We start from the raw sequence: 13,681 nt of genomic DNA on the forward strand, positions 1-13,681 counted from the left end.
CCATGTCGCCCGCCGCCGCCTGCCTGCTGAACCCGTCCCGCCGCTGCCGCTGCGGAGGTGCCCGATGAGCGGCGTGGTCGGGGCCTGGCTGCCGCCCGCCGAGGACGAACACCTGCTGCAGCAGCTGGCGCCAATGCTGCGCGCCCTGCAGCAGCGCGGCCGGGGGCGCATCGGCTACTGGACCGATGCCGAGGCCGGCCTGGCGCTGGGCCACTGCCGGGCGCCAACCGATACGCCGTTGCAGCCCCTGAGTTCGGACTGTGGCCGTTACGTGCTGTGCCTGGATGGCCGGTTGTACAACCGGGCCGACCTGCAGTCGCAGCTGCGCGATCTGCCACGCAGCTGCAGCGATGCGCGGCTGCTGCTGCAGGCGATCATCGAATGGGGCGTGGAACGGGCGCTTTCCCGCATCGAGGGCGCGTTCGGTTTCAGCGTATGGGACCGCGAGTCGCGCGAACTGTGGCTGGCCCGCGACCCGGTTGGCGAGCGGCCGCTGTACTACGGCTGGTACCAGGGCCGGTTCCTGTTCGCCTCGGAAATGAAGGCACTCCAGGCCTTTGCCGGTTTCGCCCCGAGCATCGACCAGGATGCGCTGAGCCTGCTGCTGCGCCATGACTACGTGCCGGCACCGCACACCATCTACCGTGGCATCCACAAGCTGGTGGCAGGCGCGATGCTGCGCATCGATCTGAATGACCATGCGGCTGGCGGCTCCAGCCAGGCCGCACAGGGTGGTTCACGCTACTGGTGCGCACGCGATGCGATGCAGAGCGCACTGCAGGAACCGCTGCTGCCGGCGCCGAGCCTGGAGCAGGCGACCGACCAGCTGGAAACTGCGTTGCAGAAGGCCATCGCCGCACGCATGCATTCCCCGCTGGCCTGCGGTGCGTTCCTGTCCGGCGGCACCGATTCCTCGCTGGTGACGGCGATGATGCAGGCACAGTCGACGCTTCCGATCGAAGCGTGGACGGTTGGCTTCGACGATCCCGGCCATGACGAGAGCGATTGGGCCTCGCAGGTCGCGCGGCATCTGGGCGTGCAACACCACCTGCACCGCATGGATGCGCGTCAGGGCCTGGATCTGCTGCAGCGGCTGCCGCAGGTCTGGTGCGAACCGTTCGCCGATGCCTCGCAGCTGCCGACCCTGCTGGCCAGTGAACTGCTGGGCGCGCGCAAGCCGGTGGCCCTCACCGGCGACGGTGGCGATGAACTGTTCTTCGGCCACCCCAGCTATGGCCGCGCGCTGCGCAATGCGCGCCTGTGCGGTGGCCTGCCGGACTGGGTGCGTGATCTGGCGCGGCGCAGCGGCAACCGCATGAATGTCGAGCGCGGCCGCCTGGGCGGCTGGCGCGCACTGGTGGCGGAAGTCGCCGCCAACGACGTGGAAGGTCACTACCTGCAGCGCGTGACGCGCTGGCGGCAGCCGGCGCAGGTGGTGCTGGGTGCACGCGAGCCGATGACGATCTTCCAGCAGCAGGACACGGCGCTGCCGGCCGAGGCCCGCATCCAGCTGCTGGATTTCCGCATGGATCTGGCGGAGGGCATCCTCGCCAAGGTCGATCGTGCGGGCATGGCGGCGGGCGTGGAGACGCGCGCGCCGCTGCTGGACATGGAGGTGGTGCGGTTGGCCTGGCGCCTGCCGCAGCACCTGAAGTACCACGATGGGGAGCACAAGCGGATCCTCAAGCACCTGCTCGCGCGCTACCTGCCCGAGCCGCTGGTGTATCGCCCCAAGCGCGGCTTCGGACCGCCGATGGCGCGCTGGTTGGCGGGCCCGCTGCGCGACTGGGCGGAGGCACTGCTGGACCCGCAGCTGCTGCGCAACCAGGGCTGCTTCGATGCGGCACGCGTGCGCGGCATCTGGGAAGCGTTCCTGCGTGGCGAACGCAAGTGGCACACGCACCTGTGGAACGTGCTGATGTTCCAGGCGTGGCACCAGCACTGGCACGGTGCTCGCGGGCGCTGAGCCGTTCCTGCATCGCGTGCGGCGGGTTCAATCTGCGTGGCGCCGGGCGGATGCCCTTGCGTACGAATGTCCTCCGGCGCCGGCCGTTGGCCGTCACCTCCCCCTTTACTTCGTACGCAAGGGCATCCGCCCTGCGTTCGGAGTTCGTCGGCGCCTCATTGAAGGCAGATTGTTCGCAGCCTTACCCACCGCAAGCCGAGCCTCGTCGGGGCGGGCAGGGGGTTGGGCAAAGTAAAGGAGGAGGGGACGGCCAACGGCCGGCGCCGGGGGACATTTGCCCAGGCCCCTGCTTGTCTCGGCGGGGCCCGTCAGTTCGCGGGGAATCGGGACGAAGACACGCGTGTGGCGGATTCATTCTGCGTGGCGCCGGGCGGATGCCCTTGCGTACGAATGTCCTCCGGCGCCGGCCGTTGGCCGTCACCTCCCCCTTTACTTCGTACGCAAGGGCATCCGCCCGGCGTTCGGAGTTTGTCGGCGCTTCCTTGAAAGGCGGCCGCGCGTGCTGCGCTTTCCTCACCGCACGCCGAGCCTCGTCGGGGCGGGCAGGGGTTTGGGCAAAGTAAAGGAGGAGGTGACGGCCAACGGCCGGCGCCGGGGGACATTTGCCCAGGCCCCTGCCTGTCCCGGCGGGGCCCTTCAGTTCGCGGCGAATCCAGACGAGGAAGCGCTCTTCAATGCAGACGCCAGGCAAAAAAAAGACCCGGCAGAGGGAGGGATCTGCCGGGTCCGGATTGCGTGGGGGGAGGGACCCACGCAATGAGCGTTGCGTCGCGTCAGTGGTTGTTCGCGTCCGCCGTTGATTCGTTGTAGCCCTGCACCAGTTCGGACCAGGCCTTGCCGGCCTGCAGGCCGAGACCGACCACGTCCTGCTGGGCCTGGCCCAGCCGCTGCAGGTTGTCCTGCCACAGCTGTGCGCCCTTGTTGAGCATCCCGGCCGTGTCGTCACTACGGGCCAGTTCCCCCAACCAGCCGCCGGTCGCGGTCAGGTTGCGCTCCATCGCCTTCAGCTGCACGCCGAACATGCTTTCCGCGTTCTCCAACGCCAACCGGTTCGCGCGGGTTGCTGCGGCTGCGAGCTGGCGGGTGGCATCACTGAAGCGATCGCTGAAGGCGGCGGCCATGGGGGCATCAGGGAGTGGCTTGATGCATTGCAGCATACGCCGTTGATGCGGCAATGCAACAAAAATAACAAAGGCGCCCCAGGCGCCTTTGAAACACCTTTCAGATCAATGGGTTGATCAGGCCGTCGGGCCGCGGTAGCGGCAGCCGGAGGTGCAGGTTTCGTGCACGGTGATCTCGCTCAGCGCCGGCAGGCTGGGCTTGAGTTCGTTCCAGATCCACACCGCCAGGTTCTCGCTGGTCGGGTTCTCCAGGCCGGGGATGTCATTGAGGTAGTGATGGTCCAGGCGGTCGTAGATCGGCTGGAAGGCCGCCTTCACGTCGCCGAAATCCATGATCCAGCCGGTCTGCGCCCCCGGCTCGCCCTCGACCTTCAGTTCCACCCGGAACGAGTGGCCATGCAGGCGCGCGCACTTGTGCCCCGGCGGCACGTTGGGGAGGCGGTGCGCCGCCTCGAGCATGAAGACTTTGAAGATTTCCATGGCGCGATTGTACGCCGCAGGTGGCCGGCCATCCTGAGCGGATGTTGGGCTTTCGTGAAGTAACTCTTTCCATCCGGATGAAGAGATGATAGTTTCTCTTATATCCGTATGAAGAGATGTTATTGGCCGGATCCCGGCCAGGCATGGACTACTGCGGAACTACGTCGCCCTTTCCACCTCCCCCACATCGTCATGCCCAAGCACACCCTGCTCGTGGCGGCCCTGGCCGTCGCTCTGGCCGCGCCTTTGTCCGCCGCCGCCGAAACCTCCGCCGATGCCAGTGGCGAAGCCAGTACCCTGGCCGCCGTGCGCGTCACCGGTTCCAACATCAAGCGCACCGATACCGAGGCCTCCAACCCGGTGCAGGTGATCGGCCGCCAACAGTTGGAACAGACCGGCAAGGCCACCGTGGCCGATGTACTGCGTTCGATCTCGGCCAACACCGGCAACGCCAGCAACGAAACCACCAACAATGGTTGGGCGTCCGGCTCGGCGGGCATCGGCCTGCGTGGCCTGTCGCAGAAAAACACGCTGGTGCTGCTCAACGGCCGTCGCCTGGCCAACTACGGCTTCCCGGCCGGCGGTCTGTCCGACACCTTCGTCGATCTCAATGCGCTGCCGCTGGTCGCGGTCGAGCGCATTGAGGTGCTCAAGGACGGCGCCTCGGCGGTGTACGGCTCCGACGCCGTGGCCGGCGTGGTCAACATCATCACCCGGCAGAACTTCGAAGGCGCCGAGATCGGCGGCAGCTTCGGCGGTGCCGACCAGGGCGGCCTGCACGAGCAGAACCTGAAGTTCGTCGGCGGCCTCGGTGATCTCGACACCGATGGCTACAACATCCTCTTCAGCCTGCAGGGGTACAACCGTGAGCGCCTGGACCAGGACGAGCGCAACCTGACCAGGAGCGGCATCTACACCGACAAGCCGGGTGGCCGCTGGAACGGCTGGTCGGCCAAGGGCGCGCGCTACCTGGTCAACGGCGTCTCGGTGCCGATGCTCGATGCCAACGGTAACTGCCCGACCGGCACCACCCGCGTCGCCAGCGCACCGATCGACGGCCTGGCCGGCGACACCTGCGGCTTCAACCAGGCACCGTTCACCACGCTGATCCCCTCGACCAAGCGCTACCAGGCCTACGCCAACGGTACCTTCCGCCTGAACGACAACGTCGAAGCGTTCGGCGAAGTGCTGTACAGCCAGATCAAGAGTGCCGCGTGGTTCGGCAGCAGCCCGTTCTTCACCCTGGAGAGCGGCCGCTTCGCACTGAACGCGAATAGCGGCCTGGCAGAGCCGGTGTCGTCGCTGCTGCCGGCCAACAATCCGTACAACCCGTACGGCCGCGCGATCCCGATCGAGTACACCTTCTTCGACCTGGGCGGCACGATCAAGACCAACCGTTCCACTGCCTACCGCGGCGTGTTCGGCCTGCGTGGCACCACCGCGTCGTGGGACTGGGAAGTGGCCGCGTTCGGTGCACGCAGCAGCGAGCGCGAGAGCGTGTCCGGTGGCTTCGCCAACCGCTGGGCGCTGGCCGACGCGCTGGCCACGGGCAGCTACAACCTGCTCAACCCGGCGGCCACGCCGCAGTCGGTGCGCGATTCGATCAACATCGCCACGCTGCGTCCGGCCGAATCCAAGCTGCAGGGTATCGATGCGAAGATTTCCGGCAGCCTGGGCCATACCTGGGCCGGCGAGATCGGCTTCGCTGCGGGTGCCGAGTGGCGCCGCGAAAAGCTCGACTCCAACAATCCGTGGCAGATCGATGCCGGCCTGCAGGTGCGCCCGGCCATTGCTGAAGTACACGGCAAGCGCCAGGTCAGTGCCGCCTACGCCGAAGTGAACGTGCCGCTGGCCTCGACGCTGGAGCTGTCCGCCGCTGCGCGTGCCGACCATTACGACGACTTCGGCGATGCGTTCTCGCCGAAGATCGGCCTGCGCTGGCAGCCGCTCGACGTCCTGCTGGTGCGCGCCTCGGCGTCCAAGGGCTTCCGGGCACCGTCACTGTCGGAAAACTCCAACAGCACCAGCATCGCCTACGGCAGCGTGGTCGACCCGCGTGATCCGGACGTGCCGGGCTCGCGCCAGAACCCCACCTTCTTCACCGTCGGCAACAACGAACTGAAGCCGGAGCGCACCAGGAGCGTCAACTTCGGTGTGGTGCTGTCGCCGTGGGCCAACACCAACCTGAGCGTGGACTACTACCGCATCCAGCTGGACAACCTGGTCGGCACCAACAACACCCAGACCCTGGTCAACGACAACGTGGCCGGCGCCGTGCAGCGCGATGAGCGCGGCAAGCTGCAGGCGGTCTACAACCGCTACCAGAACCTGAGCGAGCTGAAGACCTCGGGCATCGATGTCGAGCTGCGCCAGCGCATCCCGACCGCGGCACTGGGTGACTTCACCGTGTCCTCGGCCTACACCCACGTGCGCGACTACCGTCGCCCGACCGTGGTCGGTGGGCCGCTGGTCGACTACGCCGGCAGCAACCTGGGCGCGACCCTGCCCAAGGACAAGGCCACCACCACGCTGGACTGGAAGTACGGTGATTTCAACGCAGCCGTGACCTGGTACTACACCAGCAGCTACCGCCAGGAGGCCAGCACCGCCGCCAAAGCCGTGCAGCAGCGCGTCGGCAGCTACAGCCAGTACGACCTGTACCTGGCCTACACCGGCATCGACAAGCTGACCGTGTATGCCAAGGTGCAGAACCTGGCCGACAAGACGCCGCCGTACGACGCCTCGTTCCCGGGCATCCGCGCGCCGTACGACTTCAGCCAGTACGACCTGCGTGGCCGCTACTTCACGCTGGGCTTCGATTACCGCTTCTGATCCATCCGCCGCGGCCGGTCACCTGAGGGGACCGGCCGCGCGATCGTCTGCCGTTGTGTTCCAGGGGAGTCACCGTGTCCTTGCATCGCCGTGCCGTTCTTCCGTTGCTGCTTGCCGCCGCCACCGCACTGTCCTCGCCGCAGCCGGCGCAGGCACAGAGCGCGTACTTCTTTCCGCAGGTCACCAACGCGGCGGCGTTCGATGCAGCGGTGCCGACGCCGGAGCAGTTCCTCGGCTACCCGATCGGCAGCCGTTACACCCGGCACGACCAGCTGGTGGCATACTTCCAGGAACTGGCGAAACGCTCGGACAAGATCAGCGTGCGCGAGATCGGCCGCAGCTATGAAGGCCGCCCGCTGTTGATCGCCACCGTCACCGCTGCAGGTAATCATGCGCGGCTGGAACAGATCCGCCAGCAGCACGCGACCCTGGCCGATCCGGCGCAGCCGCGCAGCGCCGCCGGTGACAGCCCGGTGGTGGTGTGGCTGGGCAACAGCGTCCACGGCAACGAGACCTCCAGTGCCGAGGCAGCGATGCTGACGGCGTACTACCTGGTGGCCAACCGCAGCGCAGAAACCCAGCAATGGCTGCAGCAGGCGGTGGTGCTGTTCGATCCGGCGCAGAATCCGGATGGTCGTGACCGTGCTGCCAACTGGCACAACGCCTGGGCGTCCGACCCAGCTTCTGCCGACCCCGCCGACAAGGAACACGTCGAGCCGTTCCCGCAGGGTCGTACCAATCACTACTTCACCGATCTCAACCGCGACTGGCTGGCCCTGACCCAGCAGGACTCACGGCCGAAGGTGGAGGTGTTCCACCAGTGGTACCCGAACGTGCAGATCGACTTCCACGAAATGGGCAAGGACAGCACCTACTACTTCGAGCCCTCGCCGAAGAGCATGCACAGCCCGCTGATTCCGGCGGCGTCGTATGAATTCAACAAGACCCTCGCCAAGTACCACGCGCAGGCGCTGGATGCGCTGGGGTCGCTGTACTACACCGGCGAGAATTTCGACAACTTCTCGCCGGTGTACGGTTCCACCTATCCGGACTTCCATGGCGCTGTCGGCGTTACCGTCGAGCAGGCCAGCTCGCGCGGCCGCGTGCAGGAATCGGTGAATGGCCTGCTGACGTTCCCGTTCACCATCCGCAACCAGGTCGCCACCGGGCTGGGCACGGTGCGTGGCGCAGTGGCCGAGCGCAGCGGCCTGTTCGACCTGCAGAAGCAGTTCTTCCAGAGCGCGCTGAAGCAGGCTGCGCAGCAGCCGGTGAAGAGCTTCGTGTTCGGCGATGCGCATGACCCGGCCCTGACCCGTCGCCTGCTGGAACTGCTGCTGCTGCACCGGATCGAGGTGCGCGCACTGGACCGTGCAGTCACTGTCGATGGGCAGCGCTTCGATGCCGGCAGCGCCTACGTGATGCCGGTGCAGCAGGCGCAGTTCCGCCTGGTGCATTCGATCTTTGCCGAGACGCCGCCGATCAAGGGTGATGTGTTCTACGGCAGCACCAGCTATGCGATCGCACCGGCCTACGGCGTGGCCTTTGCGGGCAGCCGCAGCCGTATCGAAGGCGGCGCACGCGTGGCCGCGCTGCCGGTGGAGCAGGGCGCGGTACTGGGCGGCGAGGCCGGATTCGCCTACGCCATCGACTGGCGCAACTACAACGCCGGGCGCGTGCTGGCCGCGCTGCAGGGCAAGGGCGTGAATGCACGCGCGGCATTCCAGCCGTTCACCACCGCGACCGCGCAGGGCGACATCAGCTTCGCCGCCGGCAGCCTGGTCATTCCGGTTGCCGGGCAATCGCTGCAGGGCGCGGCGCTGCTCGAGACAGTGACATCGGCCGCGCGCGAGGCGGGCGTACAGGTCCACGCGCTGTCCAGCGGCCGGAGCCGCGAAGGCATCGACCTCGGCAGTGACGGCGTCAAGGCGCTGCGCAAGCCTGCGGTGGCACTGGTGATGGGCGAGGGCGTGGCCGCCACCGAAATCGGATCGGCGTGGTTCCTGCTCGACCAGCAGCTGCAGTTGCCAGCCAGCAAGCTGGATCCGCAGCAGCTGGGCAAGGTACCGCTGGACCGCTACACCACGATCGTGCTGTCCGGTGGCACCTACACGGGCGTCGATGCCACGGCGGTGGCTGCACTGAAGCGCTGGGTGCAGGCCGGAGGTTCACTGGTGACCTACGGCAGTGCCTCGAAGTGGGCGATCGAGCAGAAGCTGGCCGACGGCGAAAAGCTCGGCAAGGAAGAAGACGCTGCTGACGAAAGCCGCCGTGCGTTCGGCGATCAGCGCGACATTGCCGCGATCGAGCGGGTCAGCGGCAACATTCTCAGTGCCGACGTGGATACCAGCCATCCGCTGGCATTCGGCGTGCCGCGCCGGCAGCTGGCGATCAACAAGGAGAACACGGGGACGCTGCAGCCGAGCGCGAACCCGTTCTCCACGGTGGTGCGCATCGACACGCCGCCGCGGGTGAACGGCTACCTGTCCGAGCGTAACCGCACGCGGGTGGCAGGCAGTGCATGGCTGCTGGTGTCGGCGCAGGGGCAGGGCAACGTGGTGCTGTTTGCCGATGACCCGGCACACCGCAAGTACTGGCACGGAACGGACCGACTGCTGATCAACGCGATCTTCTTCGGGAATCTGGTGAATCCGGCGAAAGCGCGGGGTTGAGGTGTTTGGCGCCGAGTTTCTGTTGTGCTTGGGAGGCAGGGGGCCTCAGCCAGGACACGCCGTAAACCCATCCATGGGGGCTCGATGGCGCCATCCTTGGCGCCAACGGTCCTGGCTGAGGCCCCCTGCCTCCCATGACAGTTTCCTGCGGGCGCGGACGCATCAGACCCCAAGGCGGGAGCAAGGGCAAATACAAAAGCAAAAGCAAAAGCAAAGCCAGGAATTGCGACTTCGGCTTTTGCCTTTGAATTTGAGTTTGAATTTGAATTTGAATTTGAATTTGATCTTTCTTCTCCCGGCTACCCGGCGGGAGAAGAAGGCGCAGGCAATGCTTGAAGCGGATGGGCATGGGGGCAGCGCAGAACCGTTGGCGCCATGGATGGCGCCATCGAGCTTACATGGACGTATTTACAGCGTGTTCTGCGCTGCCCCCATGCCCATTCGCCCTCGGTACTGCCACCGCGTGCTTTATCACCCGGTAGCCCGCAACAAAAAAGGACGGCGCGTCAGCGCCGTCCCTCGATAGCCCCCGCGCAGCGGGAAGCACCCTCGATGTCAGCTGGGATCAGCCAGCGCGACCACCGCCGCCACCCTGGCCACGACCACGGCCGCCACCATTGCCACCACCGCCACGGCGCTGGCCCTGGCCGGCGCCTGCACGCTGCTGGCCATTGCCACCGCCTTCGCGGCGGCCACCGCCGGCCTTCTTCGGGCCTGCGTGCGCGTGGCGCGGCGCATCACCGTGCGGACGGCGCGCATGGCTCTTGCGCGGTGCGCGCTCGCCGGTATCGTGCTCGGCCTTGCCCGGCGCACTGTTGCCCCAGCGGATCGGCACCTGCAGCTCAAAGCCCGGTACATCGCGGATGTCCATGTCGCGGCCCAGCAGGCGCACGATCGCACGCAGCAGCTTCACTTCATCCTGTGCCACCAGCGAAATCGCCTGGCCGGTCGCGCCGTTGCGGCCGGTACGGCCGATGCGGTGCACGTAGTCCTCGGCCACCATCGGCAGGTCGAAGTTGATCACCTTCGGCAGCTCGTTGATGTCAATGCCGCGCGCAGCGATATCGGTCGCCACCAGCACGGTCACGCGGCCGGCCTTGAAGTCACCCAGTGCACGCAGGCGCTGCCCCTGGCTCTTGTTGCCGTGGATCGCCGCGGTCTTGATGCCCGACTTTTCCAGGAACGAGGCCAGCTTGTCGCTGCCGTGCTTGGTGCGGGCGAACACCAGGGTCTGCTCGCGGCTGTCCTGCGCCAGCAGGTGCAGCAGCAGGTCGCGCTTGCGACCGGCATCGACCGGGTGCACGCGGTGGGTGATGGTTTCGGCCACGGTGTTCTTCGGCGTCACCTGGATCTGTTCCGGGTTGCGCATGAACTCCAGCGCCAGCTGGCGGATGTTGTCCTCGAAGGTGGCCGAGAACAGCAGGGTCTGCCGGTTCTGCTTCGGCAGCTTGGCCAGGATGCGCTTGATCGACGGCAGGAAGCCCATGTCGAGCATGCGGTCGGCTTCGTCCAGCACCAGCAGTTCAATGCCGGACAGGTCGATGCTGCGACGCTCCAGGTGGTCGATCAGGCGGCCCGGGCAGGCCACCAGCAGGTCCACGCCACGGCGCAGGATGTCCAGCTGGTTGCCCATGCCGACGCCGCCGTAGATACAGGCGCTGGGAATGCGCAGGTACTTGCTGTAGCCGCGCAGGCTGTCGTGCACCTGGGTGGCCAGTTCGCGGGTCGGGGCCAGGATCAGCGCGCGCGGCTTGCGCGGGCCGCTGCGCACTTCCTGCGAGGCGGTGCCCAGGTGCTGCAGCAGCGGCAGGCCGAAGGCGGCGGTCTTGCCGGTGCCGGTCTGTGCGCCGGCCAGCAGGTCACGACCGGCCAGTGCCAGCGGGATCGCCTGCTGCTGGATCGGGGTCGGGTTTTCGTAGCCCTGCTCGGCAAGCGCACGCAGCAGGAAGGGCGCCAGGCCCAGCGATTCAAAAGACATTGAGTTTGCTCCAAGTACAAGAAACGCCTGTCCGAACGGACAGACGGGGGCAGATCAAACTGATCGGCTGACTCGGAGCGTTCCCGTGAACCGCGCTGCGAGAATTGGGTGCAGCCGGCACGAAGCGCAGGCTGGAATGCGTGACGAACGGCGTCGGAGTGGGGGCGGGCGAAGAGGGCGGACCCAGGTCGCCGGCGATCCCGGAGGGAAACGGACGGCCGCTGCAGACCGCGCAAGTCTAAACGATGTTTGAGACTTCACGCAAAAAGACCTGTTCAGGTAGGGGTTCTCTCTGCAGGGCTGCGCCCTGCACCCGCAGAGGCTGAAGCAACGTCAAAGGCCGGGTTCCTGTGGGAGGCGGGGTGGGTCCGGTGGCAGGGGGCGCTGCAAGTACGTCCATGTAAGCTCGGTCGCCGCTTGCTCGTGTGCGCAGTCCTGCGCACACGGCAAGACCGGGGTTGGGCGTCCTGCCCAACCCGCCCGAGGCATGCCTCGGGCCCATGCGGCTCACGCCCCTGCCACCGGACCCACCCCGCCTTCGACAGTTTCCTGCGATCTGTCGGAATGGCATGGGGTCAGATCCGTTCTCCGCAGGAGAACGGATCTGACCCCGGAATTTCATTCGATATCTGACAGATTTCATCCACGCATGGCGTGGATCTACTGGCCACCGGCCTACTGTCGAAGGCGGGGTACTTTGGGTTTGCGGGGTGTGAGCGGCATGGATGCCGCGACCAAGCCCCCATGGACGGGTTTACGGCGTCCCCGCAAACCCACAGTGCCCCGCCATCCCACGGAATGCCCGCTGTTGCTGTTGCCTTGGCTTGAAGCAGGTGCAGGGCTGCAAGCCCTGCCGAACCCCCCACTACGGTAGGGTGGGCCGATGCCGCGCTGCAGCTTGGCGTCGCCGCAGATTTGATTACACTTGAAACTTGTTTGCTCTCGACTCCGGACACCCACCCATGAAGCTTGGTTCTTTGAAGGAAGGCGGCCGCGACGGCACCCTGATCGTCGTCTCGCGTGACCTGCGCCACGGCGTGCGCGCCACCGGCATTGCCGCCACCCTGCAGCAGGCCCTGGAAGACTGGAGCCATATCGCGCCGCGCCTGAACGCCCTGTACGAATCGCTCAATGCCGGCGACGCCGACGGTGTGTTCGACCTCGACCCGCAGGCCCTGGCCGCGCCGATGCCGCGCGCCTATGAATTCGTCGACGGCAGTGCCTACCTGCCGCACGTCGAGCGCGTGCGCCGCGCCCGTGGCGCCGAGGTGCCGGAGAGCTTCTACACCGATCCGCTGATGTACCAGGCCACCAGCGCCGGCTTCTACGGCCCGCGCGATGCGGTCAAGGTGGTCAGCGAGGAGTACGGTATCGACCTGGAAGCGGAGATCGTGGTGATCACCGACGACGTGCCGATGGCGGCCACCCCGGAACAGGCGGCGGGCCACATCCAGCTGGTCGGCCTGGTCAACGATGTGTCGCTGCGCAACCTGATTCCGGGCGAGCTGGCCAAGGGCTTCGGCTTCCTGCAGTCCAAGCCGCGCTCGGCGCTGTCGCCGGTGTTCGTCACCCCCGACGAATTGGGCGTTGCGTGGCAGGACAGCAAGGTGCACCTGCCGCTGCTGACCCACATCAACGGCAAGTGGTTCGGTGCACCGGAAGCGGGCGTGGACATGCAGTTCAATTTCGCCCAGTTGGTCGCGCATGCGGCCAAGACCCGTCCGTTGGGCGCCGGCACCATCGTCGGCTCGGGCACCATCGCCAATGAAGACACCAGCAAGGGTGCCTCGTGCTTCGCCGAGCAGCGCGTGGTCGAAACCCTGCGCGACGGCAAGCCGAGCACGCCGTTCATGTCGTTCGGCGACGTGGTCCGCATCGAGATGCTCGATGCCGCCGGTAACAGCATCTTCGGTGCGATCGAGCAGCGCATCGAACAGGCCGCCAAGCCCTGAGCATGGAGGCGGCCATGGAGATTCCGGTCGACGACGGCATCGTGCTGTACACCTACTGGCGATCCAGCGCCGCCTACCGCGTGCGCATCGGTCTGGAGCTGAAGGGCCTGGCCTGGGAGGCGCGGCCGGTGCATCTGGTGCGCGACGGCGGCGAACAACACCTGGACGCCTATCGCAGGCTCAATCCGCAGCAGCTGGTGCCGACGCTGCTGCACGAAGGGCATGCGCTGACGCAGTCGCTGGCGATCGTCGAGTACCTGGACGAGCGCTTCCCGCAGGTGCCGCTGCTGCCGGCCGATGCCGCCGGCCGTGCGCGGGTGCGGGCACTGGCCCAGCTGGTGGCCTGCGACATCCACCCGATCAACAACCTGCGGGTGATGCAGTACCTGGAGCGCGACCTGCAGCTGCCGGCCGACGCCCGTATGCAGTGGACCCTGCACTGGATGGCCGAGGGCTTCGCGGCAATGGAGGCGATGCTGGCCAACAGCCGTGACACCGGCACCTTCTGCCACGGTGACCGCCCCGGGCTGGCCGACCTCTGCCTGCTGCCGCAGCTGTACAACGCCCATCGTTTCGGCCTGGACCTTGCGCCGTACCCGACCCTTCGCCGCATCGAGGCCGCCTGTCAGGCGCTGGACGCCTTCGACCGCGCGCGCCCGGAAAACCAGCCCGACGCAGCCTGA

The 13,681-nt window shown here is 66.9% G+C and carries 8 protein-coding genes; 5 read left to right on the top strand and 3 right to left on the bottom strand.

Features of this window, described 5'->3' with window-relative positions; translation table 11 throughout:
• Positions 1 to 64 precede the first annotated feature (64 nt).
• Positions 65 to 1,966 (top strand): asparagine synthase (glutamine-hydrolyzing), encoded by a 1,902-nt coding sequence (gene asnB, locus AC5P9F_RS12905; RefSeq protein ID WP_043033911.1) that lies wholly within the window; start codon positions 65 to 67, stop codon positions 1,964 to 1,966.
• Between the two features lie 773 nt (positions 1,967 to 2,739).
• On the opposite strand, the gene AC5P9F_RS12910 is transcribed toward asnB, so the two are convergent.
• Both AC5P9F_RS12910 and queD read right to left on the bottom strand, forming a co-directional pair.
• Entirely contained in the window at positions 2,740 to 3,087 is a 348-nt protein-coding gene (locus AC5P9F_RS12910; protein ID WP_005407952.1) for a phasin family protein, read from the bottom strand.
• A gap of 117 nt (positions 3,088 to 3,204) precedes the next feature.
• A complete protein-coding gene (queD, locus tag AC5P9F_RS12915; protein ID WP_005407953.1) occupies positions 3,205 to 3,567 on the bottom strand; it encodes a 6-carboxytetrahydropterin synthase QueD in 363 nt (120 codons plus the stop codon).
• 192 nt (positions 3,568 to 3,759) lie between these two features.
• Here queD and AC5P9F_RS12920 point away from each other — a divergent pair, with 192 nt between their 5' ends.
• Together AC5P9F_RS12920 and AC5P9F_RS12925 are read left to right on the top strand one after the other, a co-directional pair.
• Positions 3,760 to 6,399: a TonB-dependent receptor plug domain-containing protein gene (locus AC5P9F_RS12920; RefSeq protein ID WP_024957081.1), complete on the top strand. Its 2,640-nt coding sequence runs from the start codon at positions 3,760 to 3,762 to the stop codon at positions 6,397 to 6,399.
• Positions 6,400 to 6,473: 74 nt separating this feature from the next.
• Positions 6,474 to 9,068 (top strand): M14 family zinc carboxypeptidase, encoded by a 2,595-nt coding sequence (locus AC5P9F_RS12925; RefSeq protein ID WP_274850036.1) that lies wholly within the window; start codon positions 6,474 to 6,476, stop codon positions 9,066 to 9,068.
• A gap of 565 nt (positions 9,069 to 9,633) precedes the next feature.
• Here the strand turns inward: AC5P9F_RS12925 and AC5P9F_RS12930 are convergent.
• Positions 9,634 to 11,046: a DEAD/DEAH box helicase gene (locus AC5P9F_RS12930; protein WP_005412154.1), complete on the bottom strand. Its 1,413-nt coding sequence runs from the start codon at positions 11,044 to 11,046 to the stop codon at positions 9,634 to 9,636.
• A 962-nt stretch (positions 11,047 to 12,008) separates the two neighbouring features.
• Here AC5P9F_RS12930 and AC5P9F_RS12935 point away from each other — a divergent pair.
• Together AC5P9F_RS12935 and maiA are read left to right on the top strand one after the other, a co-directional pair.
• Complete coding sequence (locus AC5P9F_RS12935) at positions 12,009 to 12,998, top strand: fumarylacetoacetate hydrolase family protein (RefSeq protein WP_005407957.1); 990 nt, start codon at positions 12,009 to 12,011, stop codon at positions 12,996 to 12,998.
• 14 nt (positions 12,999 to 13,012) lie between these two features.
• Positions 13,013 to 13,681: a maleylacetoacetate isomerase gene (maiA, locus tag AC5P9F_RS12940; protein ID WP_099523666.1), complete on the top strand. Its 669-nt coding sequence runs from the start codon at positions 13,013 to 13,015 to the stop codon at positions 13,679 to 13,681.

The sequence above is a fragment of the Stenotrophomonas sp. YJH_SMC_4 genome (assembly GCF_059371575.1).

What these genes read in the sequence shown, in the direction of transcription:
- asnB (WP_043033911.1), top strand. Translation starts at nt 65, where the DNA reads ATGAGCGGCGTGGTCGGGGCCTGGCTGCCGCCCGCCGAGGACGAACAC.
- AC5P9F_RS12910 (WP_005407952.1), bottom strand. Translation starts at nt 3,087, where the DNA reads ATGGCCGCCGCCTTCAGCGATCGCTTCAGTGATGCCACCCGCCAGCTC.
- queD (WP_005407953.1), bottom strand. Translation starts at nt 3,567, where the DNA reads ATGGAAATCTTCAAAGTCTTCATGCTCGAGGCGGCGCACCGCCTCCCC.
- AC5P9F_RS12920 (WP_024957081.1), top strand. Translation starts at nt 3,760, where the DNA reads ATGCCCAAGCACACCCTGCTCGTGGCGGCCCTGGCCGTCGCTCTGGCC.
- AC5P9F_RS12930 (WP_005412154.1), bottom strand. Translation starts at nt 11,046, where the DNA reads ATGTCTTTTGAATCGCTGGGCCTGGCGCCCTTCCTGCTGCGTGCGCTT.
- AC5P9F_RS12935 (WP_005407957.1), top strand. Translation starts at nt 12,009, where the DNA reads ATGAAGCTTGGTTCTTTGAAGGAAGGCGGCCGCGACGGCACCCTGATC.
- maiA (WP_099523666.1), top strand. Translation starts at nt 13,013, where the DNA reads ATGGAGATTCCGGTCGACGACGGCATCGTGCTGTACACCTACTGGCGA.